Genomic DNA, 25,521 nt, shown 5'->3' with positions numbered 1-25,521 from the left:
GCTACTCGGCTGCTTCGGGGACCGAATCGATCTTCATCGCTTCGAGTTTCTCCATGATCTCCTCGATCTCGCCGTCGAGGTCTTCCACGAAGTCCGCGGTGTCCTCCGTCGTGATGGCGCCCTGACTCGACGGCTCGATGAGGTTCTCCTCTTCGAGTACCCGCAGTGAATATCGCACCTTGTGATGGGGATAGCCGGTTTCGTTCGACATCTTCACGATCCCGATGGGTTCGCTCTCGATGACCATCTTCAGAACCTGCAGATGGCGCTCTAGCATATCGACCTCTTTGGCCAGGCGATCTATCATGCCATTTGTTAACTTGTCGTAGGTGGATTTAAACCTTGCCGTCCAAAGCGACCAGTATTCCCACGTTAGCGGCCCGCACGCATAACGCTTCGGGTGGTAACATGTGACGGATTTTTCACTTGCTGCTTCGGCGGCATGCTGCCCGTCTGTCAGGTCTGCCGTTGGACTCGTGGGCCCGAACGTTCCGTAATAAGTTTACCCCGGGGGTCGAAATCCCTGGGTATGACTGTGACGATCGTCGGGGCGCAGCTCGGCGACGAAGGGAAGGGCCGGGTCGTCGACCTGCTGGGCGAACGAGCCGACGTCGTGGTACGGTATCAGGGCGGGGACAACGCGGGGCACACCGTGGTCGACGGGGACGAGGAGTACAAACTCTCCCTGGTTCCAAGCGGCGCGGTCCGGGGCAAGATCGGCGTGCTGGGCAACGGCGTCGTGATCAACCCCCGAACGTTCTTCGACGAGGTCGACCAGCTCCGCGAACAGGGGCTGGATCCCGACGTGCGGCTCGCAAAGCGCGCCCACGTGATCATGCCCTATCATCGGGCCATCGACGGTATCGAGGAGTCCGCAAAATCCGACTCCGATCTTGCGGCCGGCACGACCGGTCGTGGCATCGGGCCCACCTACGAGGACAAGGCGGGTCGCCGTGGCATTCGTGTCGGTGACCTGCTCGACCCCGCTGTGCTCCGAGACCGCCTGGAGTACGTCGTCCCGCAGAAACGCGCGCTCTACGAGGAGGTTTACGACGGTGAGGCCGACGAAGCGTTCGATGTCGAGGCGCTTTACGAGGAGTACAAAGCCTTCGGTGACCGGATCAAATCGGAGGGGCTGGCCGTCAACGCCGGCGAATTCCTCGACGAGCGCGTCCAGGCGGGCGATCAGGTCATGCTCGAAGGGGCCCAGGGTACCTCGCTGGACATCGATCACGGGATCTACCCCTACGTCACCTCCTCGAACCCGACCGCCGGCTACGCGGCGACCGGTTCCGGGCTCGGCGTGACCACCGTCGGTCAGGGGGACGTGATCGGTGTCGTCAAGGCCTATCTCTCCCGGGTCGGTACCGGCCCGCTCCCCACTGAACTGGACGGCGACCTGGCCGAATACATCCGCGATGAGGGTGGCGAGTACGGCACCGTCACCGGTCGCCCGCGTCGGGTCGGTTACCTCGACATGCCCATGTTGCGCACGGCGACCCGAGCGAACGGCTTCACGGGCCTCGCGATCAACCACCTCGACGTGCTGGCCGGCCTCGAGGAAGTCAAAGTCGGCCACGCGTACGAACACGAGGGTGAGACCCGGTATACGATGCCCGCGACGACCGAGCGCTGGGGCGAGTGCGAACCGGTCTATCGGACGTTCGAGGGCTGGCCCGACGTCGACTGGAACGCGGTCGCAGCGGAGGGATACGAAGCGCTTCCGACGGCCGCCCAGGAGTACGTTTCCTACATCGAGTCCGAACTGGGAGTGCCGACGGTGACACTTGGGCTCGGCCCGGCGCGGGAGACGGCCATCGTCCGCGAGGACCCCTTCGCCTGAGTCGCCGGTACCCGGCAGCCTTTTTTCGACCCCCCTCGATTATCCAGTCGGTGAACGGGTCGTGAACGAAGAACTCATGGACATCGTCTGTTGCCCGGTGGACAAGGCCGAACTTGAACTTTCAGTGGAATCGCGAGACGACGGGGAGATCGTGGCGGGGTCGCTTACCTGCACGGAGTGTGGGACGGTCTACCCGATCGAGGACGGGATCCCGAACCTCCTTCCGCCGGATATGCGAGAGACCTCCGCCTGAACCTTTTTGACCAGGGTGGCCGTAGGTAAACTCGTGCGGGAGCTCACCGTCTACCTCAACCGCGACGGACTGAACACCGTCGAGACCGACGAGCGGACGGTCCGAGCCTCCCAGTCGATGGCGCTGCTTCTGGAGAACCACGGGAAACCGACCCACATCCATTTCCATCCGGACGACGACCTGGCCGCACTCGGGTCCATTACGGAGCATCACGTCTTCGTCCCGAAAGGTGAGTGGCGACGCGTCGAGTTGCAGTTCATGGAGGCCGCCGCGGGGACCGGCCGACTCGAAATCACCGCCGGCTACGGACAGGAAAAAACGACCATCGACGTCGAGGCCGTCCCGGCTGAAGCGACCGAATCGACCGAACCGAGTTCCGAGTCGACTGTCCAGGCCGACCACGAGACCGACAGCGAGCAGTCACCCGACGGCACGCTCCCGCTCGGACTCGATACCGAACGCCTCGAAAACCCTATCGTGCTGGGTGCGGCCGGGGCGTTCCTCCTCGTCGTGATTCTGCTCGCCGTCGTCAACCCCCTCGCGGCCATCGCCTCGATCGTTGCGGCCGCGATCATGGCCGTTGGTGTCGGGGGCTATCTCGCCGAGTGGGACCCCTTCGAGTCGGACGAAACCTGATTTCGGCGCGTTTTTGTCCGCTTCGATCGGCTGGGCTGGTATGGGATCGATCGCCGCCGAGACCCGTCGTGCCGTCGACCGGACACCGTACCTTCGGCGGGCCCTGCGAGCGGGGGTCCTGAACTACACGGCCGCGGCCCGCGAGCTCGACGTGGCTGGGGAAACCGACGCTGTCGCCTCGGCGCTCCGTCGGTACGCAGACGAACTCCCGGCCCTGGAGCCCCACACCTCGCGTGTCTCGGTCCGGATGGAACGGAATACCGACAAAGGCGTGACCGTCCTCGGACAGGCCTCCGCGGCCGAGTCGCCCACGGCGATCAGCCTCCGAGGTGATATCGATCCCGGGCGGTTCGGGAACGCCATCTGGGCCCTCTCGGTCTCGGACGTTCCCGTCCTGGGTGCTGGCACGGTCGGCGAGGCCGCGGTCGTGCTGGTTCCACGGGGCGACGGGCCGACGGCGCTTCGGCTGGTCGAGGACGTTTTGGACAGGGACTGACCGTATGAGATAAACCGTTCGGGCGAGCAAGTCACACGCAATGCCGCTTTCCGTGACGAACACGCTCACCGGCGAGCGCGAACCGTTCGAGCCGCAGGACCCCGACTCCGTACTGCTCTACTACTGTGGGCTGACGGTCTCGGACGACGCCCACCTGGGCCATGCACGCTCCTGGGTGCAAGTCGACGTGATGCACCGATGGCTCGAACACCTGGGCTACTCGGTTCGACACGTCGAGAACTTCACCGACGTGAACGAGAAGATCGTCGCCCGAGTCGGGAGTGAGGAGTTGGGTGGGGACGAGCAGTCAGTGGCGATGCACTACATCTCCTCGGTCATCGAGGACATGCGCGGGTTGAACCTCAAACGGGCCTCCGTGTACCCTCGCGTATCCGAACACGTTCCGGAGATCATCGACCTCATCGAGGCACTCATCGAACGGGACCACGCGTACGTCTCGAATGGGTCCGTGTACTTCGACGTCTCCTCGTTCCCCGAGTACGGCAAGCTCTCCGGCCAGAACCTCGAAGCGATGGAATCCCAGGGGCCGGAAGCCGAACGCGCCGAGAAGGAGGCCCCGCAGGACTTCGCGCTCTGGAAGGCCGGCCCCGTGGACCCCGAGACCGTCGCCGAGCACCGCGACGGTGATCCGGCGGCAGTCGAGGCCGAGGGCCAGATCTGGGACGCCCCCTGGGGCGAGGGCCGACCGGGCTGGCACATCGAGTGCTCGGCGATGAGTATGGCGCACCTGGACGAGTCGATCGACATCCACGTCGGCGGCCAGGATCTCGTCTTCCCCCATCACGAGAACGAGATCGCCCAGAGCGAGGCGGCCACGGGTCACCAGTTCGCGAAGTACTGGCTCCACGTCAACCTTCTCGAGACCGAGGGCGAGAAGATGTCGACGAGCCTGGAGAACTTCTTCACCGTGAAGACCGCGCTGGACGAGCTCGGGACCAACGCCGTGCGGATGTTCCTTCTCTCCGCCCAGTACCGTCAGTCCCAGACCTACTCCGAAGGAACGATCGAGGAGGCCATCGAGCGCTGGGACCGCCTCGAACGGGCCTACGACCGTGCGGTCGACGCCGCGGACTCCCCAGACGCGTACGCGACTGAAGTCGACGAAACCCTCAGAGGGACGGTCTCGGACCAGCAGACCGCTTTCCGGGAGGCCATGAACGACGACTTCAACACCCGGGGCGCGCTGGCGGCACTGTTCGAAATCGTGGGCGCCGTGAACGAACACGTGACCGACCGGGACCGGTACGACTACGAGGGGCTGCACGAAGCCATCGAGGCCTTCGAGACGCTCGGCGGCGAGGTGCTGGGATTCGTCTTCGCCGGGACGAGTCGGGATGGCGAGGTCGAACTCGCCGCGGAACTGATCGAGGAACTCCTCTCGGTTCGGGAATCCAGACGCGAGGCGGGGGACTACGACTCTGCCGACCGGATTCGGGACCGGCTTTCGGAACTGGGTGTCGAGGTTCAGGACACCGACCAGGGACCGGAGTTCCGACTTTAGCCCACCGCGAGCGGCACGAAGAGCACGCCCATCAGGTGGACCCGTCGGCTGTCGAAGTAGATCGGCAGGTGACCGATCAGGGCGCTCACCCCGAGGACGAGCACGCCGAGCGGGCCGGTGAAGACCCAGGTGAGGACGGCGATGAGCAGGCCGACGCCTACCGAGAGCCGTCTGCTGTCGGCGTTGCCGACCAGGTCCAGATATCGGTCGCCCAGGACAGGGACCAGTACCAGCCCTGCAGCCGCGGCAATCAGGATCGCGACGAGCAGGAGGGGGAGGTTCGGCGGCAGTGAGGCCCGCTCGAACGCCACGAGCACGCCCGTTCGGGGTGCGCCCAGTGCGATTAATGCGAACAGTGCGAACACCGTGTTCGCCGTGTTCACGCCGCTGATCGCCACGATGAAGCCCCGGTCGGTTGCCTCTCCCGGAAGACCGATGAACGCGAGGACGGCGGCGACGGCCGCGGAGACACCTGGCACGTAGGCGACGACGGCTCCCGAGACGGCCCCGACGAGACTCCACTGGCCGAGTTGATGGCGGTCGGTCGCGAGTGTCGTCCCTGACTGTGGCGGGAGTCCGCCTCCCTTGGCAGCCAGGACCAGGACCGGGATGCCGAAGAGCCCAGCGAGCAGGGGCAGCAGCATATCGCCACCCGGGAGCAGACTCTCGGGGTTCAGATCGAGTGTGAGCAATCCCAGGCCCCCGCTGGCCAGGATCGCGAGTACGCCGCCCAGTTGGGCCTGTTTCGACCGTTCGGTGAGCACCATCAGGGTCGCGACCGCAAGGAGGACGATCCGGAGATGCTCGATCAAAAGCGGTGCGACCCGGCTCATGAGCCAGGTCACCGGAAACCCGAGGACGACCGCAGTCAGGATAGCGCCGCCGCTACCCAGGGCCGAGAGCCGGAGCGCTTCTCGCCCCCGGCCACCGAGGACGAGGCGGTGGCCCGGGAGCGCCGAGACGGCCATCGCGGCGTCCGGGACGCCGATCGCGAGTGTCGGGACGATGTCGAGAAAGGAGTGAACCACTCCCGCTGCCAGCAGTGCGGCCCCGACCAGATGGGGCGCGGCCGGGATCTGTGGGGCGAGCGCGGCGAGCAAGATCGCCAGCGTGTTGACATGGAGCCCGGGAACTAGCCCGCTGGCTGTGCCGAGTCCCACCCCACCGGCGATAAACCCCAGCGCAAGGATGGCTCCAGTCGGGTTCGAGACCACCCGGATCCCCAGCACCTCCATAGGCCGGCATGGTCCGGGCTTCGGGCATAAAGGGTGGGACCGAAAGCTGTCGCTGACGGAAGTCCTAAGGTTGGCCTCCCCCTTCGGGGTCACGTGTGATAATCGGCATCGATACTGGTGGGACCAACGTCGACGGTGTCGTCCTCGACGAGGACGGGGTGTGTGGCACCGCGAAGGTCCCGAATACCGAAACCAGGGCGAGCATCGAGGCGGTCATCGAGGCCCTCCGGGAGTCCTGTGACCGCTTCGAGATCAGCCGTGTGGTCGTCGCGACGACCCTCGTGGTCAATGCGGCCGTCCAGGACCGACTGCCGGCCTGTACGAGTGTTCTGATACCTGGCCCGGGTCTGGCCCCCGATCGGAGCTTTTTCGGGGCGGAAAACCACGTGGCCGAGGGAGCCATCGACCACCGCGGACGGGTAACCGAACCGCTCGACTACGACCGCGAGCCGTCCCACGACGTCCGTGCGGTGACGGCGAAGTTCTCCGACCGAAACCCCGAACTCGAACATGAACTCGTGGCGGATTTCCCCGAGGACCTGGAGGCGGTGGCGCTCGGGAACGAATCGGGGGCGGGACTGACCTTCCCGGAACGGGCGGCGACGACGGTTGCAAATGCCAGGGCCAAGCCCGTCTTTTCCGCGTACGAACGTGCCGTCGAGCAGGCGATCGCGGCGGCCGGGATCGACGCGCCGGTCTACTATCTCAAGGGCGACGGCGCGATGCTCGGTAGCGACGCGATGGTGACGACCCCGGCCCATACGATCCGGAGCGGGTCGGCCGCGAGTGCGCTCGGACTCGTCGCGCTCACCGGGATGGACGCCGGAATTGCTGTCGACATCGGCGGGACGACGACCGACGTGAGTCGGATCTTGGAGGGGTTTCCCGACACCGAACCAGACATCGCCGAGGGCGATCTGGAGACCGCGTACGCGGGAATCACCGCGACCAGTCTTCCGATCGGGGGCGATACGCTGGTCCAGTCCACGACAGACGGATTCGAACTCGCCGACGAACGGATCGGGGACGCGGTGGCACTCGGCGGGAGCCAGCCCACCCTCACTGATGCCCTTCACGTCCTGGGGATCTTCGAGGTCGGCGACGTCGGGGCTGCGCGCGCGGCCCTGGCTGCCCTCGGCCCGGACCCGGAAGCGATCGCCGAGACGGTGCTCGGGGAGTTCGAAACCCGGGTCGGCGAGGCCATCGAGGAACTTCGGACGGACGAGCCGACCCGAATCGCGGTCGGCGGAACCCTCGCGCCGATTCTCGGCCCGCGGCTGAGCGAGTCCCTGGAGACGGTCCAGGCGGCCGAGGTCCCTGGGTATGCCGACGTGGCCGGGGCCGTCGGCTGTGGCGTCGCCCGGGTGAGTGTCGACACCGCCCTTCACATCGACAGCCACCGGGGCATCAAGACGATCACGGCGGTCGGCTCCGAACGGGTCGACTCGGTCGAGACCGGCCGGCAGTTCTCCGACCAGGAGGTCCGGGAACTCGTGGCGACGGCGGCCCAGGAGGCCGCGCTGGCTGCGGGCGGGGAGCCAAACAAGCCGGTCGAGATCCAGGCCACGGACGGCTTCAGCGTGGTCGAACGCGGAACCGTCGTGGGCCAAATCATCAACGCGCGGGCGCGGGTGGCCCCAGGTATCGAGCGCTGGTTCGTAGGTGAGCAACCATGACGATGGGACTGATCTATCACGACGCGTATCTCAAACACGAACACACCCCTACCCATCCCGAGCGACGGGAACGGCTCCAGTACACGATGGATCAGCTCCGGGAGGAGGGAGTCCTCGATGACGAGGCCGTGTGGCAGCTGGACCCCGTCGAAGTCACCGACGAGCAGATCGCCCGGGTTCACACCCAGCGATACGTCGACCGATTGCGGTCCATGTCCGCGACCGGGACCGGCCGACTCAGTGCCGACACCCACGTTTCGGAGCACACCTGGGAAACGGCCAAACTCTCTGCCGGTGGCGTGCTCCGGGGGCTCGAAGCCGTCGAGTCCGGCGAGGTAGCCTCCGCGTTCGTCATGGCCCGTCCCGGTGGGCATCATGCCTTTGCGAATGACGGGCACGGCTTCTGCTATCTCAACAACACGGCCGTGGGCATCCGCCACTTGCAGGCCACGACGGACGTGGACCGGGTGCTGATCTGGGACTGGGACGCCCATCACGGGGACGGGACCGAATCGATCTTCTACGAGGACCCGTCGGTCCTGGTCATGTCGACCCATCAGGACGGCCGGACACTGTTCCCCGGCACGGGCGATGTCACGGACGTCGGCGAGGGGGAGGGAGAGGGGTACAACGTCAACGTTCCCCTGCCCCCGAAAACGACCGACGAGGCCTACCTGCAGGTCGTCGAAGAGATCTTTCGACCCATCGCCGAGCAGTACGACCCCGACCTGGTGTTCGTCGAGGCCGGCCAGGACAATCACTTCACCGACCCGATCACGGACCTCGGTGTGACCGCCCAGGGGTACGCCGCGCTCATGGACGCGGCGGTGGACGCCGCCGATACCCTGGCAGACGGCGATATAGTCGCCTCGCTCGCAGGCGGCTACGGTATCGAAGGCGGGCTTCCGTACACGAACCTCGCCGTGATCGCTACGCTCCTGGGCTACGAGACGGCCTACATCCGGGAACCGGCGATTTACGAACCCCCGACCGAGAATCCTGACGTTTCAGGGGTCATCCAGCAGGTGAAAGAGGTCCACGGGGAGTACTGGGATCTCCCGGCTGATTGAATACCAAACTGTTTTGGCCCAACACTTTTGGTACCCGTTTCGCAAATCTAAATTGCCGGTCGTCGACCGGCGGCCAGGTGAATCCCCCTCGTCTGGCTAGTCACCCTCTCCCCTCACCGGAAAGCGGAATTTACCCGCTTTCCTGGTGGCTTTCGAGATGTGCAACGTGTCGATTCGTCAACTCCAGAAGCCGTTGGGTCCAGCCCTCGAGATCGAAATCGGCGTCCTCGGTACGTGCAGCCGCGACCTTCGAGAGCGCCTGGTACAGATCGACGCCGAGTGCGTCGGCCTGGAACGCTCGATCGAAGTGTTCAGCGGTCGGTGTCTCGTCGAGCTCCGCCTCCTCGATACCGAGTTTGGCGCCAACGTGTCCGGCCCAGAACGCGAGCAACCCGTCGGCCGCCGTCGGCGGGGCTCCCGATTCGAGGGCCTTCTTGACGCCGTCTGTCAGTGTGAGCACGGCGTCGACCGTGTCTTCGGCGAGGTCGTCGTGTGACTTGGCGGCGATCGCCCGGCCGAGGTCTCGAGTCGCCGGTCGGTCGATCTGGGGCTCGTCCATGGGCCCGTTTGGTCGGGGACACTCAACTGAGTTTCGAGGCAGAAAAACGCGGTCGGGATGGAATGGCAGTCGTCCGGCGGGTGGTGGCTGCGTCGGCCAGATGGATCGGATGTGGGTGGGTCCGTTCCAGTGGCCAGGTTGCCTGTATATTGGCATCATGTAAACCGATGGTGGCAATTACAATTATTGCACCAGCGACCGGCCCCAGACCTTTGGCACTTGAACCCACGAGAACCGCTCGCACAGTCCGGCTCGTGCCCGAATCACAATCTTTACCCCTGCCCTGTCGAAACTTTCAGTCGTCAGTCTTAGGGGTGCCTAATTGTGGATAGCAACTATCGAGCGAGGCGGACCGATCGGGCGATCGGTCCCCTCTCAGTCGTCGATTATCGGTCTGTCGGGTCGAATCGTCAGTCCATTCTGTCAGTCGAGAGGGCCAAACGCGGGCCCGGTTCTCGGTTGGCGCTCCAGGACAGCAACTGCTCGTCGCGTCTACCCGCACCCTGACCGATGAGCGAGCCACCCATTCTCCTGATGGGACACCCCAACGTGGGGAAAAGCGCGATGTTCAACCGTCTGGCGGGGGCGGACATCACCGAGTCGAACTACCCGGGAACGACAGTCGATTACACGGAGAGCGATCTGGCTGTCGAGGGCACGACCCGCCGGATTATCGACGTCCCGGGGACCTTCTCGCTCGATCCGAAGGACAGCGCTGAATCGGTCGCCGTCGATCTGTTGGACAAGAACCCGGACGCGACCGTGGTGTGTGTCCTCGACGCCACCCGGATCGAACGGGGACTCAATCTCGCTGTCGAGATCCTCGAACGGGGCTATGATCTTATCGTCGCGCTCAACATGTGGGACGAGGCCGCCTCGGGGAACATCGACATCGACGTCGACGAACTGTCCTCGGTCCTCGACGTGCCAGTGGTTCCAACCGTCGCCACGGAGGGAACCGGTATCAAGACCCTCATCGACCGGCTTCCCGAGGCGAGTCCGACGCCTATCGGGTCGGTGCTCGACGCGGTTGGGTTCACGAGGGCGGAGGCCCTCGATTCCGCGACCCGCTGGGATCTGGTCGACGCGATCGTCGATGCGACCGTGGAGTACGGCGAGACCGAACCCACACTGCCGGAGTTGATCGGAACCCTGACGGTCAAGCCCTGGACCGGGTTGCCATTCGCGCTCGCCGCACTCTACGGGATGTGGGCCTTCTTCAGCGCGGTTGCGGGCTTTTTCACCGACGGGTATTTCGTGCCGCTCTTTGACGCTCACTGGTTGCCGTGGCTCCAGGAGACGTTCCCCTTCGAGGGGACCTGGCTTTACTTCATCCTGGTTGGCGATCCAGCGGCGACGAACTCGTTCGAGGCGTTTGGTATGCTCACGAGTGGACTGTTCGTGGCGATCGGGGTCGTCCTCCCCGCGGTCTTCGCGCTGTATCTCGTCCTCGCGGTGCTTGAGGACTCCGGGTACATGGCCCGGTTAGCGGTGCTCCTGGACACGATCTTTCACAAGATCGGCCTCCACGGTTTCGCGATCGTGCCAATGGTGCTCTCCTTTGGGTGCAACGTTCCGGGGGTCGCCGCCACACGGTCCTTCGAGACGGAGAAACAGCGCTTCGTGATGATGACGCTGCTCTCGGTTTTCATCCCCTGTGGCGCCCAACTCGCGGTGATGCTCTCGCTGATTCCGCAGTATACCGGATTTATCGTCCTCTACCTCCTCGCCGGTTTCTTCGTGTTCGGCGCGATCCTGGACAAACTCGTTCCCGGATCCTCCCCCGAACTCATCGTCGACGTCCCGCCACTGCGGGAACCCCGAATCGGTAACATCGCGACCAAACTCACGCTACGGACCCGCGAATTCCTCAAATCAGCCGTTCCGTTCGTCCTGCTGGGGGTGGGGATCATCAACGTCCTCTACCTGGGTGGGGCGATCGAATGGCTCGCCGGGGCGCTGGAACCGGTTCTCACCGGGTGGTTCGGCGTTCCGACTGATACTATTCCCGCGCTGATCGCCGGGTTCCTCCGCAAGGACCTCGCTGTGGCACAGTTGAGTGCGATCTCGATGACGCCGTTCCAGACAGTCATGTCAGTGATCATGGTCAGTATCTACTTCCCCTGCCTCGCGACCTTCGCGATGCTCATCAAGGAAGGTTCGAAGAGTGGTGGCGTTGTCAAAATGCTGGGTGGCGCACTGTTGACGCTGGTCGCCGCGCTCTTCCTCTGGGGTGGGCTTTTCCACCTGGGTGGCATCCTCACGGGGGTGGCCTGAATGGGACGTCTCGAGACGCCATACTTCGGACTCGTCGGCGTCCTGCTGGTGGCTGCCGGGGCGGTTTCGGTCCTCCTGGGACTGACCGGCGGGAGCCTCGAATACTGGCCGCTCGTGATTGCAGGCCCCTTCTCTATCTGGCGAGGCGCCGTCGTTCTCGCCGCTGGTGCGTTCTACCTCACGGCTGTTACCGGCCGGATTACGGACCGCGAGGACGAAGCCCTCGTCTTCATGGGAAGTCTGATGATCTGGATCGTGGGCGGCATGGAAGTGCTTTCGATCCTGCTGGGCGCGATTCCCGGTGGCCCGGAGGTGTGGATCGCCAGCCCCACCGAGTTCTTGGCTGCAATCGCTCCGCCCTATTCGCCATCGGTGCTTGCGATTCCGCTCTCGCTTCCGGCGTTTCGATATGCCGAGGAGAACGTTACGACACTGCTTTCACGATTGTTTACTGGCGAGTAGCCCGTACCTATCGATTTCTTACTTTTCTGACTGGGTTTGCCATCCTTTGGCGGGGTTTTGAGGAGTTAGAGGTTTGTCATTTGTCCCTGGTCCAGTCGAACGTATTTCCGCCGCTCCAGCTATCAAATACCGATATTCCGGGGAAACATTTATACTGAATACCGACAGTAGATATGGCATGGTCTCGGTCGGTGACATGCAGATGGTCGACCCGGATGGCCCATACGCGGAGTTGATGCAGCGACTGCTGGAGGCCACCGCGGACGACCTGCGGCTCGTCTTTCAGTACGATTCCGAATCGGTCGACATCGCCTTCCTCCGAGAGGACTTTTTGAGCGAGGACATGGTCCCGCGAGTCGACGAGCTACACAGCCGGGCCAAGATCATCGAGACGATGCCGACCGAGGATACACAGGCTGTGTACGGTGACCTGGAAGCCAACGTCACCGTCCACGAGGACGTTTTCGTGCTGCACTTCTTCGGGACGGAGGGGGACGGGCTCGTCGCCGTCGTCGACAGGGGGGATGGCTCGGTCATCCGATCGATCTTCTAGAACCGATCCCGGACTTGCTGGGAGGGGACCCTTCTAGTGGCCTGGTGTCGTAGGGGTCCCTATGAGCGCTAACGGCTGGACTGACGCCGACCTCCCGGACCTCTCGGGTCGAACGGCGATCGTGACAGGGGCCAACAGCGGAATCGGCTACGAGTTGACCCGGATGCTTGCCGAGGCAGGCGCACACGTGGTCATGGCCACGAGGAGTGTCAAACGCGGCCAGGCGGCCGCCAGAGACCTGCGAGGTGAGCTTGAGGGTGAACTTTCCGTTCGGCGGTGTGACCTGGCGGACCTCGATTCGGTCCGTGCGTTCACGTCCGATTTCATCCGGGACTTCGAGCGCCTCGACGTGTTGTTCAACAACGCTGGCGTGATGGCGATCCCCCGCAGCGAGACTGCAGACGGCTTCGAGACACAGTTCGGCGTCAATCACCTGGGGCACTTCGCGCTGACTGGCCTGCTCTTCGAGCGGCTTCGTGAGACCCCCGGCGAGAGTCGCGTGCTGACTCAGTCGAGTGGGTTCCACCAGCGCGGGCGAATCGACTTCGACGATCTCCAGAGTGAGGCGTCCTACGACAAGTGGGACGCCTACGCCCAGAGCAAACTGGCGAACGTCCTCTTTGCCTACGAACTCGACCGGCGGGTCGACCGAGCCGGAATCGAGGGGCTCACGAGTGTCGCCACCCACCCCGGCTACGCGGACACGAACCTCCAGCGTCGCGGCCCCGAGCAGGCCGGCTCCCAACTCCGGCTCTGGCTCATGAAAGCCGCCAACGCCCTCTTCGCCCAGTCACCTCGAAAGGGTGCCTGGCCGATGTTGTACGCCGCGACGGCCGAGGAACTCACTGGTGGGGAGTACGTCGGGCCGACAGGACTGTTCAACATGCGTGGGCCACCGGGCGTCCAGTCGTCGAGTGATCGGTCCTCCGACGAGACTCTCGCAAAGCGGCTCTGGGACGTTTCGGAGGGCCTGACGGGGATCGACTTCGAAATCGAGTAACTACGCCTCCGGCGGTTCGACTTCGATGCCGACCTCGTTGCGGCGCATGAAGGGCGGCGTTCCGGGATCATCGTATCGCAGCAGGAACGGCTCCCCGACCATTTCGATCCCTTCCGAATCGAGGACGGACCGCAGCCGATCACAGTAGGCCCGGACTCGCCAGTCCGGCGCGTACCACGAAAACTCGATGACGGCCAGGGTTCGGGCTGGCTCCTCGCGGAGCTCTACGTCCGCGTCAGTTGGCTCGGGCGCGGACTCGATGTCGTACTCCGCCGGGAGGTAGAAGGCCATTCGGGTGAGCTCGCCCTCGCCAGTCGATTCGGACCGAACCGGTGCGGTCATCGAGATGGACTGCCCGGTCACCGTCTTGACGGGCGCGGTCATCGAGACCGACTCCCGACCCTCGTTCGAACCCGTGATGTAATCGAAGAGCCGCCGGAAGGCAGTCATCTCGTTTCGAGCGGTCGTCTCGGCGACGACGGTTCGGGGATACTGGCGAATCTCAACGTCTTCGAAGGTCTCTCGTACCTCGTAGGGGACGGTCTCGGCCGATCGGCCGGCGTACAGGCCCCACGCGATCCAGCCTGCGAGGAGGCCGCCACCGATCGCCGCGGCCTTCGTAAGTGTTCGCATACGTAGGCCTTCGGTTTCCAAACACATTAAGATCCCGTCAATTCTCGGGACTCCATCTGTCGGCCCCAGGGACCGCTGCACGCAGGCTTTGGCAAGCCCTAAGAGACTGCACAAATTCATCGGGGATATGCGACGAACAGATCTCTTCGTTCCAACCTCGAAGGAGGCCGAATCGAGCGCCCAGGTCCGGAGCGCCGAACTCGCGCTCCGGAGCGGCCTCGTCGACCACCCCGGTGCGGGCATCTTCAGTTACTCCCCGACCGGCGAGCGAGTGCGCAAGAACATCTCCGATATCATCCGGGAGAAGATGAACGATATCGGGGCCCAGGAGGTCTCACTGCCCGGGCTCCAGTACGCCGATATCTGGCGGAAGAGCGGCCGCTGGGAGGAGTTCGAGGGCGAGATGTTCACCTTCCAGAACCGGGAGGGCAAGGACATGTGCCTGGCGACGACCCACGAGGAACCCATGGCCGGTCTCGTCCGCGAACGGGTCCGATCCCCGAAGAACATGCCGCTGGTCCTCTACCAGATCGGGGAGAAGTACCGGGACGACCACCCCCGAAACGGGCTGCTCCGGGCCAAGCAGTTCACCATGAAAGACGCCTACTCCTTCACCACGGACGAGGCGGCCCTGGACGAGATTTACCAGGAGATGCGAGCGGCCTATATCGAGATTTTCGACGAACTCGGTGTGGAGTACGCCATCGTGGACGCCGACCCGAGTTCGATGGGCGGCACCGCCTCCGAGGAGTTCCAGGCCCCCGCCGAAGTCGGCTCCGACGAGATGGCCTACTGTCCGGGCGATGACTGTCACTTCGGGACCCTGGATTTCGACGTCGATGTGTGCCCCGAGTGTGGAACCGACCTCGTCGAGACCAACTCGATCGAACTGGGTCATATCTTCAAACTCGGCACCCGGTACAGCGATCCCATGGATCTGACCTACGACACCGAGTCCGGTCAGGAAGAGGTCATCATGGGCTCGTATGGGATTGGGGTCAGTCGACTGATTCCGGCCCTCATCGAACAGCGAAACGACGAGAACGGTATCATTTGGCCTGAATCGGTCGCGCCGTTCTCCTTGAGTGTGGTTCCGCTCAACGAGGATCCCGAGATCATCGAGATGGCCGAAGAAATCCACGATCGGGTCGGCTCCGAGGAGGTCCTGCTCTTCGATGGCGACACCGCGATCGGCGAGAAGTTCGCCGAATCAGATTTGATCGGGGTCCCGGCGAAAGTGATTCTGGGGAATACGTTCCTCGAAGATGGTGAACTCGAAGTGGAGTTCCGCGACGGCGGCCGCGAGTACTACGAACCGGCGGACTTCTTCGAGACCTACGCTTGACCTCCTCCCACGGCTAAAGCCGTGGGATTCCCACGGTACCGCACCGCTGGATTGGGATATTGTGGTTCACGGAACCACCTGTTCTTGTGGGGCAATTTGCCCCGTCTGTTTGTCGAACAGGCGGACCGATGGCTGGGCCAAACAGCCGTTACTCCTATCCTGTGAGGGATTCGGAGTTACCGTCGCTCGCATATTCTCCGCCGCATTCAGATCACTATTCGCGACTAATCCACAGGCCTCACAGACGTACAACCCACGCTCAACACGGTTTGAATCCGACACCATCCCACACTCACAACACGTTTTCGAGGTTTTCAGACTGCCTTCATCAACACGTTCAGCCTCTATCCCACGCTCTTCGGCCTTGTACTCGATCTGCTGGATGAGTGTTTCAAACGCCCAGTCATGCAGGCGTTTGTTCCCGTGTCGTCCCCAGTCTCCATCCTGGCGGATGTTCTTGGGATGACCGACAGCTATCGTCCCCACATTTCGTTCATCGCACTCTTGAACGATATCTTTCGAGACAGCGTGCAGAAAGTGCTCTTGGCGTCGGGCCTTTTTCTGTCGCGCCCACTCAGCCGTCTGACTCGGTCCGTCTTCACCTTCTGTGTCGTACTCGATTTGCCGGAAGTAGTGGGCGTCTTCTTTCAGCGCGTTGCCCGGGTACAATAGCGTCTCGTCTCCAACTGAGACTGCCGCTGTGTTCGAAATCCCAAGGTCGATCCCCGCGGTCTTCTCACCGCCACTCTCCGCTGTTTCCATGGGGAGTTTGGAGACGAAATGCAACTCCCATTTTTCGCCAGTCCAGACCGCTCGAACGGTTTGGACTCGGTCGATATCGTCGAGAGAATAGTCGGCTTGCTCCTCGTATTCGCAGAGGATGTAGTCAGCGGCATACCGTGAAGGCTTCATGTTCGCCCCTTTCGAGAGGCGGACTCGGTTGTTGTCCGTATCCAGCTTGAAGCCGTTATTTTTCCAGGTCACTGTCGAACGCGGGTGAGCGTCACCGCGCTTCCGGTAGCCAGGCGGGTTGTGATCTGGGTTGTCCTGTTCGTACCAGGAGTGAAAGGCGTCAGAAAGCTCCTGAAGAACTTTCTGACTTGATTGACTGTGCAGGTCGTCGTATCTGGCGTGGCCTTTCAGGTACGACGTGAGTTCAGTAGCCTCAGGGATGTAGCCAATGGCATCCCAAACTCGTTGAACCGTCCACCGCCCGACGTTCCAGAGTTTACTAGCGGCGTAGGCATGCGAATCGAGGTCGTCACGGACCTGTGGCTGGTTTTGAATGCTGGCTTTCACCGTCCGTGTGACGACCTGATTCGACACAAGTAAGCATAGTCGTTTAATTTATATAATTATTTGGGATTTCGAAAACGTGGAATATCCAATTTAGTGTAGGGCCGTGGTTTGGTTCTCAGTTGTCGGCTTCATCCCACCACTAAAGTGGTGGGCTTTCGCCTTGCTACTGCTGTAATCCGAGGACTCGCTTTCTTCGAAACGACCCGACTCAGTCACTCGCGCTCTGTCCCGCCTGCAGGTAGGCCGTTCCCTGCTCGGTGACCATGTAACTGGCCGGTCCCTGGATGTCGCCCATCGGGCAGGAACTGGACATCGGACACACGTCACAGGAGTCATCGACACAGCCGAGTTCCCGGAGATGCCCCTCTCGGAGCATCGATTCGACCATTCCACGGAGCGCGTCGGGACGAATGTCGAGGTCGGAGCCCACTGTCTCCAGTGAGTGGCCACGGTGTATCCGTTCGAGGACGGTTCGATAGGTGCTCATATCAAAAACCGGGCACTACTCGAGCGAAACGATAATCTGGCGGGCGTATTCGCGACTGAGTGAAGTCATCGAGTGACCGACCGAGACGACGACGGGGCCGTTGAAGGGCTGTTTCGTGTGAAATTCGAGTTCCTGTCCCGGGCGGACGCCCATGGAGGTTACCTGCTTTCGGATTTCGGCACCGACCCGTTCGATCCGGCCGGTCTGGCCGGCCTCCATCTCCGCGACGACCGTTCCAGATTCCTCGGAACTGTTCATATCGGAGCCCTGCGACCCTGTCAGACTTGGTTTGGAGGTGACACCCATGATTTGGCCCGCCTAATTTAGGCATTACTAACTGAGAACTCGGGGGCCATAAACCTAGCGAAGGTTCGCCGAACGCTGGAACGGGCGGGTGATCGATTGATCGTTCGTTCAAAAGGTATTTGATCGCTCCCGTTGGGGCCAATAGTGGGTCTGCTGAGGGGCACGTGGCGGTCGTCGGGCGTTTTGGCCCTCGCTGTCCACTGGTACCCGATACTATCGATGAATCCGAAAGCCTCGCTCGAACGACTTGCAGAAGCCGTCGGGTCACTGTTTCGGAGCCGCGAGGAGATCGAACTACGCTCCGGGTCGATCGGCAAGCCCCTTTTCTTTCTCTCCCTCCCGGTCGTGCTGACAAACCTCTTTCAGACGGCGTACAACCTGGCGGACACCTTCTGGCTGGGGCAGTACAGCACCGAGGCTCTCGCAGCGATCAGTTTCGCCTGGCCCCCGGTCTTTCTGTTGATGATGCTCGGGATGGGAATCTCGGTCGCGGGAAGCGTCCTCGTCGCACAGAATACGGGCGCGGAGGAACACCGAGAGGCGGAGTTGGCGGCGGCACAGACGATCACCGACACCACTGTTGTGGCACTCCTCTTTGGAACCATCGCCTACTTCGTCGCCAGGCCGTTCGTGGCGTTTCTCGGGGCCTCCCCCGAAGTCGTCGGCCTCGCGGCCGGGTATCTGGAGATCATCTCGCTTGGGTTTGTCTTCATGATGGTTTACATGGTGTTTAACGCCCTCATGCGTGGGTACGGAGACACGCTCACCCCGATGGTGGTAATGTTCGGCACGGTGCTTCTCAACATCGTCCTCGACCCGTTCCTCATCTTCGGCTGGGGACTGCCGGCCCACTGGCCAGTTCTGGATGGGGTGGCGTTCCCCGAACTCGGCATCCGTGGGGCGGCCTACGCGACGATCTTCTCGCGGGCCGTCGGTCTGGTCGTCGGCCTCGCCATCATGTTCGGCGACCGCTGGGGAATCACGATCCACTGGTCGGATCTCCGTCCCCGGGCTGGCTACCTGCTCAAGATCCTCCGAATCGGCGCCCCAGCGTCGGTGGAGGGTGTTTCGCGTGCCATCTCGGTCAATTTGCTGATGCTCGTCGTCGGGTGGTTCGCGACTCCGATCGTGGCGGCATACGGTATCGGCACCCGGATTTTCTCCATGGTATTCCTGCCCGGGGTCGCCGTCGATCGGAGCGTGGAGACGATGACCGGACAGAACATCGGTGCCGAGAAGCCCGACCGGGCGGCTGCGGCAGCTCGCATCGCTGCGATCACGCTGTTTATCGTGCTCTCACTTCTGGGGGCCGTGACCTACCTCCTGGCGAGCCCGATTGCGGGACTCTTCACCGACGATCCAGCCGTCGTCGCTGCCGCGACGCAGTTTCTCCGGTACGTGGCTCCCTCGTTTGGATTCATCGGGGTCATGCGGGCCTACTCCGGGAGTCTCCGCGGGGCCGGGAAGACTTTGACTGTCGCCGCGATCGCGATCGTGATGCTCGCAGTGGTCCGGTTCCCGGTCGCCTGGGTCCTCGCCGAGCGGATCGGGGAGTCGGGCATCTGGCTCTCGTATGTCGTCTCGAACGTCGCCGGCGCTGTCGTGGCCTACGCGTGGTATCAGCGGGGCACCTGGCGGGAGAAACGACTGACCTGATCACTCGACGGTGACGTTGATGGGGTTCTCGGTGACGTGCATGTAGGTCAGGTAGTACCCCTCTGTCGTATTGAGTGAGACATAGCCCGTCGAGATCTCCTCTTCGACGGTATTCTGTGAGGAGTCGGCCACCTCGAGTTCAGTACTCGGCCCCATGAGCGCCAGATAGTGATTGGTGACGTGTGAAACGTTCGCTGTACTCCCCGTCGTGTAGGTCGTATTCTCGTCCGCCGGATGTTCGTCGAAGGTCACGCTGCTCTCGAAGGTTGAGGCATCGAAATCGCAGTTCGATATCGAGTTCACGTTGTTTTCCTCGAAGTACTCCGCCGTTGCGGTTCCCGTGAAATCCAGGACCAGCCGTTTGTCCTGCTGGTCGCCGTCGCCGTTCCAGTCAGCATCCGCGGCAGCTTCCGTTTCAAACGTGAAGTCCTCCGTTTTCCAGGTCTGATAGCGGGAACCGTCAGGGGAGTAGTAGATGATCGTCTCCGCCGGGTCGCCGTCCCCGGTTCCCGTGTCTTTGCTGACTCGAATCTCGAACTCCTGACTGCCGGACTGGCTGCACATCGACCAGTCGAGGTTGTTGAATTTGGCGCTGTCATCCTGATCGTGAAACAGCGTTAGCGTGAAGTTCTCCACCTGGTGACCCCTGGTCCCCTGGAGCGTGAGGCTGTTCCCATCCAGTGGCATATCAAAGCCCCCCATCGTCCCGGGGGCGACCAACTCAACGGCGGCCGTTTCGTTTTCGCCGTCGATGCTCACCTCCCCAGACGTTCGAGTCCGGAAGTACTCGCCCCAGGCCCGGTAGTACGTGCTCTCGACGGTCACCGTCACGATGCCGCCACCGACCGGATTGACCCACTTCTCGCTGCTGTTTTTCAGCGTCGCCGACTCGTTGGGGAAGATCACCGTGCTCGGCACGGGCTGTCGGACCACACCCCGTGGGTTCCCGGCGACGCTTCCCTGGCCACTGATCCGGATGATTGGCAACGTCAGCGTCGACTTGCGATAGTGGAACTCCGGTGGCGAGAGCATGACACTACCCTCGTCCATGCGCCACACGCCCCCGCCCTGATAGCCGATTTCGGTGTCGTCATCGGTGTAGCGGACGGTCCCCAGCGGTTCGTCGTAGAACACCGTCGTATCGTTGGTCTCCTGGTCCTCGTGTGTCACCCGGATTGAGCCGGCATCCGGATCGACGGTGTAGGTTCCCTGCTGGCCGGCCCCGAAATTGACCGTCTGGATATCGCTTCGGCCAAGGGCGACCATGGAGGCTCGCGAGTCGAACTGACTCATCGCGTGTTCGGCGTTTTGCGCCCCGATTTGGGCCTGGGTCGTGTCCAGGGTCGCCCCGCCGTAGGCCGCTATCGCGCCGACGCTGATCAGCGTGAACCCGAGGATCAGGGCGAACCCGATCGTCTCGCTTTGCCCCCGGGTCCGGTCCATAGTCCAACCCACACCGCCCGTGGGAATGAAAGTGCCGGCCTGGATCGACGCGTCGAATCAGATCGCAGAGAGGACGACCTGTGCTATCGCGTCGGTGACCGTCTCCCAGACCGAGACATTGTAGAACACCGCAAGCAGGGTGTCGACGCCGAAGAACGCAAAGAGCGTGGCACCCACGTAGTGAGCCACGTGTAGATCGAAGTACTGGGAGAACCGATGGAAGAAAAAGGCATTAACCATGCTCACGGGGATGATTGCGGCCATCTCCCCGAACCAGATTGCCGGATGAGCCCCGTACTGGGCGGCGAGCCCGATCGTCACTAGCTGGGTCTTGTCGCCGAACTCGCCGGCGGCCATCATCGCGAAGATCGGGAGAAACCCGCCGAGATACGGGGGGATCTCGTACCCGAGGATCGACACGTCGAGTTCCACGGCGTCCAGTTCTGCGTCCGAGGGCGTCCTATCCGCTGGGCGTGACCGCCAGAGCAGGACCGCAAACAGGAGGAACAGGCCCGCCGTGAACAACTCCAGGTATATGCCCGGCAACATGTTCATCAACGCGTTCCCGACGACGAGTTCGATGGCGGTCCAGCCTGCAAAGGCACTCCCCGCGGCGGCCACGACGATCCAGGGGTTGAAACGGGTCGAGAGGCCGGCGATGATGAACTGTACTTTCTCCCCGGGGAGCACCGCGAGCTGAGCCGTCATCGCGATCACGAAGATCTCGACCCAGGTCATGCTTCCTGGCCCGGCCGCGAATCTCCCTGTTCGTCACGATCGACTGCCCGCACCCACAGCACCTCCGCGGTCGATTCGGGGAGGTGTTGTGTGGTTCCCTCCACGGTGACCTGATAGACTCCGAGTGGGGTCACCTCCTGGAAGTGAAGTTCCGTTCCGGGTTCGATTCCGACCTCGCCGAGGTGCGTGAGAATCGCCGGGTCCTCGTCCCGGACCCGACAGACGAGCACTCTGTCACCGGGTTCGAAGGTCGTGAGCGGGCTGGTGTCGTCCTCGGTCACGGTCAGATCCGTCCCTGGAATCGGGTCTCCGTGTGGGTCGGTTCGTGGGTGGTCAAGGGCCTCGGCGACCCGTTGCTCGAACTCCTCGCTGATGTGGTGTTCGAGCACCTCGGCCTCGTCGTGGACTTCCGACCACTCGTAATCGAGGTGTTCGGCCAGGTAGGCTTCGAGCAACCGGTGGTGGCGCAGTATTTCGAGGGCAACCGTCTCGCCCTCCGGTGTGAGCCTGACGCCGGCGTACTTCTCCCGCTCGACGAGGCCTCGCTCTTCGAGGGACTCCATCATACTCGTCACCGTCGGGGCCGTCACGTCGAGTCGCGCTGCAATTTTGGAGGGTGGGATCGGCGGCTCCTCGCTCTCCTGGAGGGTAAAGATCGCCTTGAGATAGTCCTCCATGACGTCGCTCAACATTCGATACCTGGATTAGATGCATCTAACCGATAAATACGTCGATTCAAACGGGTGCAGGACCGAGTCAGCAACGTTCAAATCGATGGCGGATGACCCCTTCACATGGAGTTTACCACTACCGAACAGGGTATGGTCGTCCTGCTGGAACCGGGAGACGAAGTCCTCGAATCCCTGGCCACCGTCCGCGACGCGGCCGACGTGACTGGTGGCTTTTTCACAGGCATTGGGGCGGTCGACCGGGCAACACTGGGCCACTACGATACCGACACCGAGGAGTACACCGAAGAGACCTTCGAGGGGCAGTTCGAAGTGACCGCCTTCAGCGGCAATGTCGGGCCGGACAAGATTCACGCACACATCCAGCTCGCAAAACGGGATTTCTCGACCATCGGCGGGCACTGTTCCGGGGCCCGGGTTTCGGGAACGTTCGAAATTCTGCTTGTCCCGAGTGGCACGACACTCGAACACGAACTCGACGAGCGAACCGGCCTCGACGTGTTCGACCTGTCCGAGTAGTTATCCGGTGTTTTTCATGCCGGCCGCGATCCCTTTCACCGTCAGCCGCAGGGTTCGCTCCTCCTGGGGCGTGCGATGTGACCGGGAGAGCAACTGGATCTGGAGGAAGTTCAGCGGATCCACGTAGGGGTTCCGTCGATCCAGACTCTCGCGGAGCCAGCTTCGGTCGACCAAATCCTCGCGGGGAATGATGTCAAGCACTCGCTCTTTGGATCGCTCGTACTCGTTCTCGATGGCCGGGAAGATCCGGGCCTGGAGATCGTCGTCCGCGAGGGTGGCGTACTCGCTTGCGATTTCCATTTCCGTGCGGGCCAGCGAGAGGGCCGCATTGTCGAGCATCGTCTGGAAGAACGGCCAGGACTCGTACATCGCCTTGAGCCGTTCGAGGCCGTCGTCGGTCTCTGCCAGGTAGGCGTCGATCCCCGAGCCGATTCCGAACCAGCCCGGGATGATGGCCCTGGACTGGGTCCAGGCGAACACCCATGGGATGGCCCGGAGGTCCTCGACGTTCCGCTCGTCGCTGCGTGAGGCGGGCCGGGAACCCAGGTTGAGTCCTTCGATCGTCTTGATCGGGGTCGTCTGCTCGAAGTAACTGACAAAGCCCTCGGTCTCCAGGAGCGAGCGGTAGGTCTCACGTGCCGTGTCGGCCATCTCGTCCATCGCCTCGACCCAGGGCTCGGGAAGCGTCGGGTCCGGCTCGCTCATGTTGGCATGGCGGGCGCGGATCTGGGCGTTGAGCATCTGGCCCATCTCCCGACGGGCGATCCGCGCGTTGCCGTACTTCTCCGAGATGGCCTCGCCCTGTTGTGTGAACTTCACTTCGCCCGTGACCGTCTGCTTGGGCAGGGCCAACAGCGCGTCGTTCATCGGGCCCCCGCCACGGGAGATGGTGCCGCCACGGCCGTGGAAGAGGCGCAACTCGACGCCGTAGTCGTCGGTGATCTCGGCCAGCCGACGCTGGGCCCGGTCGAGTTGCCAGTTGGCGGCCAGGTACCCGTTTTCCTTGTTCGAGTCGGAGTACCCCAGCATGATCTCCTGAGTCTCGTCTCTGGCCCGCATCGCCGCGCCGTAGGCTTCGTTCTCGAACAGCGTGCCGATGATGTCCCGGGCGTTCGAGAGCGCCGATTCGGTCTCCAGAAGCGGGACGACATCCAGACCCGAATAATCGGGATAATCGACGACACCGGCCTGATCAGCCAGGAAGAGCACCTCCAGAACGTGGCTGGGCTCCTCGGTCATGCTGATGCAGTACGCGTCGATACTGTCGGGGCCGAACTCCTCGTGCCAGTCGGCCAGGCGGTCGAACCGTTCGAGGACCACTGCCGTTTCGTCCGTGAACTCGGTCCGGTCTTCCAGGTCGAGGACGGGGGCCGACCGCGTAATCGCCTCGGTCAGGAACTCCTGGCGCTCGGATTCGTCCATCCCGGCGTAATCGATGTCTTCGGCTCCCAGTGCTTCCGAAAGTGCCTGGGTGTGCTGTTGGCGGTGATCGCGCAAGTCAAGCGAGGCGAGGTGGAAGCCAAACGTCTGGACCTGGCGTTTCAGCGGCGTGACGAACTCCGAAACGATCGAGTCCAGCCCCTCGGCCGACAGAGCCTCGGCAAGCGCGGAGAGGTCCTCGAGGAGTGCCTCGCCGTCCTCGTACCCGCCAGGACGGACACTCTCGACGCGGTCGACACGCTCCAGGATGACCGTCGTCGCCTGCCGGAACGGCTCTCGGGGGTAGCGTTCGGCGGCCGTCTCGGCGATGGATTCGGTCGTCGACTCCCCGGTCATGATCGTATCGAGGTACGTCTCGACGTCCACCCGGGTCCCGTCCTGGCTCAGCACACCGAGCAGGTCCTCCAGAGCCTCCCGGTAGCGGGCGAGTGCGAGCGAGCGCTGACGGTGGAGGGTCTTGTCGGTGACCTCGGGGGTGACATTGGGATTTCCGTCGGCGTCGCTGCCAGCCCAGGACCGGAATTCAAGGACGTGGGCCGGATCGGGAGGGTCCTCGAAGTTCTCCTCCAGGGCCGCTTCCAGTTCGGCGTAGATCTCCGGAATCACGTCGAAGATCACGTTGTCGAGGTACCACTGGACGTTCCGGGCCTCGTCGAATGGCTCCGGCCGCCGGTCGCGAATGTGTTTCGTGGTGTAGAGACTCTCGACGACCGCGTTCAGGCGCGCGGTGAGCGCGGTCTCCTCTTCGTTGGTCAACCGGCGCTCGTCGAGATCCTCGAGAATCCGCCCCACCCGCTGGAGGATGCCCTTGACGGTCTTCCGTCGGGCCTCCGTCGGGTGGGCGGTGAAGGTCGGGACCACGTGAACGTCCGAGAGGACCTGGCCGACCGTTTCGGCGTCCGCCCCTGCCTCAGCGAGGTTCTCCATCGCCTCCGTGATCGAGTGGGAGATCGTTCCCTGCTGACGGAAGGTGCGCAGCGCGCGGACGCGCTCCCGTTCCTCCGCGAGGTTGATCAACTGGAAGTAAATCGTGAAAGAGCGCGCGAGAACGGCGTTTACGGCCTCGGAATTGGAGCCAACGACGGAAGTCAGTGGTTCGCGGTCGTCGGTTCGGCCACGCCGGTAGGCAATCGCTTCGTTACGTGCCGACTCCACGAGTTCGAAACTCTCCGGTGGGCTGTGGTCGGATACGACATCTCCGAGGAGCGCCCCGAGTTCGCGGACGTCCTGTCGGACGCTCCGGTTGTGAAGGTCCATGCGTTGCCGGCACTACGGGCGGGGGGCCCTATGAAGTTCAGGGAAAGACGAAGATTTGAGTCACGAACTCGTGTCCGATCCGGTCTGCATTCCGGACCACAAAAGTTAGGCCGGTCCTGGGGCTCCG

General features: G+C 63.0%; 25 protein-coding genes. 14 read left to right on the top strand and 11 right to left on the bottom strand.

The window, feature by feature from the left end; all coding sequences use genetic code 11:
• Position 1: 1 nt before the first annotated feature.
• Positions 2 to 307, bottom strand: a complete 306-nt coding sequence (locus HSR6_RS06785; protein ID WP_070365150.1) for a hypothetical protein — start codon at positions 305 to 307, stop codon at positions 2 to 4.
• Between the two features lie 222 nt (positions 308 to 529).
• Between HSR6_RS06785 and HSR6_RS06780 the strand changes: the two genes are divergently transcribed.
• The 5 genes from HSR6_RS06780 (at position 530) to cysS (ending at position 4,750) form a co-directional block, all read left to right on the top strand.
• Positions 530 to 1,843 (top strand): adenylosuccinate synthase, encoded by a 1,314-nt coding sequence (locus tag HSR6_RS06780; RefSeq protein WP_071933186.1) that lies wholly within the window; start codon positions 530 to 532, stop codon positions 1,841 to 1,843.
• Between the two features lie 61 nt (positions 1,844 to 1,904).
• Entirely contained in the window at positions 1,905 to 2,096 is a 192-nt protein-coding gene (locus tag HSR6_RS06775; RefSeq protein WP_070365148.1) for a methytransferase partner Trm112, read from the top strand.
• Between the two features lie 33 nt (positions 2,097 to 2,129).
• The gene (locus tag HSR6_RS06770) at positions 2,130 to 2,732 is read left to right on the top strand and encodes a DUF7524 family protein (RefSeq protein WP_071933185.1); all 603 of its coding nucleotides are present in this window, start codon (positions 2,130 to 2,132) and stop codon (positions 2,730 to 2,732) included.
• 40 nt (positions 2,733 to 2,772) lie between these two features.
• The gene (locus HSR6_RS06765) at positions 2,773 to 3,228 is read left to right on the top strand and encodes a DUF7523 family protein (RefSeq protein WP_071933184.1); all 456 of its coding nucleotides are present in this window, start codon (positions 2,773 to 2,775) and stop codon (positions 3,226 to 3,228) included.
• Positions 3,229 to 3,268: 40 nt separating this feature from the next.
• Positions 3,269 to 4,750 (top strand): cysteine--tRNA ligase, encoded by a 1,482-nt coding sequence (gene cysS, locus HSR6_RS06760; protein ID WP_071933183.1) that lies wholly within the window; start codon positions 3,269 to 3,271, stop codon positions 4,748 to 4,750.
• Here the strand turns inward: cysS and HSR6_RS06755 are convergent.
• Complete coding sequence (locus tag HSR6_RS06755; protein WP_071933182.1) at positions 4,747 to 5,985, bottom strand: tripartite tricarboxylate transporter permease; 1,239 nt, start codon at positions 5,983 to 5,985, stop codon at positions 4,747 to 4,749. The two genes, cysS and HSR6_RS06755, sit on opposite strands and share 4 nt — an antisense overlap.
• Before the next feature lie 95 nt (positions 5,986 to 6,080).
• On the opposite strand from HSR6_RS06755, the gene HSR6_RS06750 reads away from it, so the two are divergent.
• On the top strand, positions 6,081 to 7,661 hold the full coding sequence (locus tag HSR6_RS06750; protein ID WP_070365143.1) for a hydantoinase/oxoprolinase family protein: 1,581 nt from the start codon (positions 6,081 to 6,083) through the stop codon (positions 7,659 to 7,661).
• Positions 7,658 to 8,731 carry a histone deacetylase family protein gene (locus HSR6_RS06745; RefSeq protein WP_070365142.1) on the top strand — a complete coding sequence of 358 codons (1,074 nt, stop codon included), beginning with the start codon at positions 7,658 to 7,660 and terminating at the stop codon, positions 8,729 to 8,731. Before HSR6_RS06750 ends, HSR6_RS06745 begins: the two co-directional genes overlap by 4 nt.
• 130 nt (positions 8,732 to 8,861) lie before the next feature.
• On the opposite strand, the gene HSR6_RS06740 is transcribed toward HSR6_RS06745, so the two are convergent.
• Positions 8,862 to 9,290: a hypothetical protein gene (locus HSR6_RS06740; protein ID WP_070365141.1), complete on the bottom strand. Its 429-nt coding sequence runs from the start codon at positions 9,288 to 9,290 to the stop codon at positions 8,862 to 8,864.
• Positions 9,291 to 9,800: 510 nt separating this feature from the next.
• On the opposite strand from HSR6_RS06740, the gene HSR6_RS06735 reads away from it, so the two are divergent.
• From HSR6_RS06735 to HSR6_RS06720, 4 genes are all read left to right on the top strand, one after another.
• Positions 9,801 to 11,567 (top strand): ferrous iron transporter B, encoded by a 1,767-nt coding sequence (locus HSR6_RS06735; protein WP_071933181.1) that lies wholly within the window; start codon positions 9,801 to 9,803, stop codon positions 11,565 to 11,567.
• Positions 11,568 to 12,029 carry a hypothetical protein gene (locus HSR6_RS06730; protein WP_071933180.1) on the top strand — a complete coding sequence of 154 codons (462 nt, stop codon included), beginning with the start codon at positions 11,568 to 11,570 and terminating at the stop codon, positions 12,027 to 12,029.
• A 178-nt stretch (positions 12,030 to 12,207) separates the two neighbouring features.
• Positions 12,208 to 12,582 carry a hypothetical protein gene (locus tag HSR6_RS06725; protein ID WP_070365138.1) on the top strand — a complete coding sequence of 125 codons (375 nt, stop codon included), beginning with the start codon at positions 12,208 to 12,210 and terminating at the stop codon, positions 12,580 to 12,582.
• A gap of 61 nt (positions 12,583 to 12,643) precedes the next feature.
• The gene (locus HSR6_RS06720; protein WP_071933179.1) at positions 12,644 to 13,582 is read left to right on the top strand and encodes an oxidoreductase; all 939 of its coding nucleotides are present in this window, start codon (positions 12,644 to 12,646) and stop codon (positions 13,580 to 13,582) included.
• Here HSR6_RS06720 and HSR6_RS06715 read toward each other — a convergent pair whose 3' ends face one another.
• Positions 13,583 to 14,215, bottom strand: a complete 633-nt coding sequence (locus HSR6_RS06715) for an SOUL family heme-binding protein (protein WP_071933178.1) — start codon at positions 14,213 to 14,215, stop codon at positions 13,583 to 13,585.
• A gap of 127 nt (positions 14,216 to 14,342) precedes the next feature.
• On the opposite strand from HSR6_RS06715, the gene HSR6_RS06710 reads away from it, so the two are divergent.
• A complete protein-coding gene (locus HSR6_RS06710) occupies positions 14,343 to 15,560 on the top strand; it encodes an aminoacyl--tRNA ligase-related protein (RefSeq protein WP_070365135.1) in 1,218 nt (405 codons plus the stop codon).
• Between the two features lie 66 nt (positions 15,561 to 15,626).
• Here HSR6_RS06710 and HSR6_RS06705 read toward each other — a convergent pair whose 3' ends face one another.
• The 3 genes from HSR6_RS06705 to HSR6_RS06695 form a co-directional block, all read right to left on the bottom strand.
• The gene (locus HSR6_RS06705; protein ID WP_070365134.1) at positions 15,627 to 16,886 is read right to left on the bottom strand and encodes an RNA-guided endonuclease InsQ/TnpB family protein; all 1,260 of its coding nucleotides are present in this window, start codon (positions 16,884 to 16,886) and stop codon (positions 15,627 to 15,629) included.
• A 181-nt stretch (positions 16,887 to 17,067) separates the two neighbouring features.
• Positions 17,068 to 17,346, bottom strand: coding sequence for a FeoC-like transcriptional regulator (locus HSR6_RS06700; protein ID WP_070365133.1), 279 nt, complete (start codon positions 17,344 to 17,346; stop codon positions 17,068 to 17,070).
• Positions 17,347 to 17,361: 15 nt separating this feature from the next.
• Entirely contained in the window at positions 17,362 to 17,604 is a 243-nt protein-coding gene (locus tag HSR6_RS06695; RefSeq protein WP_157754383.1) for a FeoA family protein, read from the bottom strand.
• A gap of 267 nt (positions 17,605 to 17,871) precedes the next feature.
• Between HSR6_RS06695 and HSR6_RS06690 the strand changes: the two genes are divergently transcribed.
• Complete coding sequence (locus HSR6_RS06690; RefSeq protein ID WP_070365131.1) at positions 17,872 to 19,308, top strand: MATE family efflux transporter; 1,437 nt, start codon at positions 17,872 to 17,874, stop codon at positions 19,306 to 19,308.
• Here HSR6_RS06690 and HSR6_RS06685 read toward each other — a convergent pair whose 3' ends face one another.
• The 3 genes from HSR6_RS06685 to HSR6_RS06675 are packed head-to-tail and all read right to left on the bottom strand — an operon-like array spanning position 19,309 to position 22,181.
• Positions 19,309 to 20,751 (bottom strand): DUF7289 family protein, encoded by a 1,443-nt coding sequence (locus HSR6_RS06685; protein WP_070365130.1) that lies wholly within the window; start codon positions 20,749 to 20,751, stop codon positions 19,309 to 19,311. It abuts the gene before it with no gap.
• A 57-nt stretch (positions 20,752 to 20,808) separates the two neighbouring features.
• Complete coding sequence (locus HSR6_RS06680) at positions 20,809 to 21,489, bottom strand: TMEM165/GDT1 family protein (protein WP_070365129.1); 681 nt, start codon at positions 21,487 to 21,489, stop codon at positions 20,809 to 20,811.
• Positions 21,486 to 22,181: a metal-dependent transcriptional regulator gene (locus tag HSR6_RS06675; RefSeq protein WP_070365128.1), complete on the bottom strand. Its 696-nt coding sequence runs from the start codon at positions 22,179 to 22,181 to the stop codon at positions 21,486 to 21,488. The genes HSR6_RS06680 and HSR6_RS06675 overlap by 4 nt, the downstream gene beginning before the upstream one ends.
• A gap of 102 nt (positions 22,182 to 22,283) precedes the next feature.
• Here HSR6_RS06675 and HSR6_RS06670 point away from each other — a divergent pair, with 102 nt between their 5' ends.
• Positions 22,284 to 22,697 carry a PPC domain-containing DNA-binding protein gene (locus tag HSR6_RS06670; protein ID WP_070365127.1) on the top strand — a complete coding sequence of 138 codons (414 nt, stop codon included), beginning with the start codon at positions 22,284 to 22,286 and terminating at the stop codon, positions 22,695 to 22,697.
• Here the strand turns inward: HSR6_RS06670 and ppc are convergent, their stop codons facing one another.
• Positions 22,698 to 25,394 carry a phosphoenolpyruvate carboxylase gene (ppc, locus tag HSR6_RS06665; RefSeq protein ID WP_071933177.1) on the bottom strand — a complete coding sequence of 899 codons (2,697 nt, stop codon included), beginning with the start codon at positions 25,392 to 25,394 and terminating at the stop codon, positions 22,698 to 22,700.
• Between the last annotated feature and the right edge of the window lie 127 nt (positions 25,395 to 25,521).

Origin of the sequence: Halodesulfurarchaeum formicicum (assembly GCF_001886955.1) — an archaeon.
GTDB classification, from domain to species: Archaea; Halobacteriota; Halobacteria; order Halobacteriales; family Halobacteriaceae; genus Halodesulfurarchaeum; species Halodesulfurarchaeum formicicum.
The sequence above is the reverse complement of the archived record's forward strand: the minus strand, read 5'-3'. Positions and strand labels throughout refer to the sequence as shown.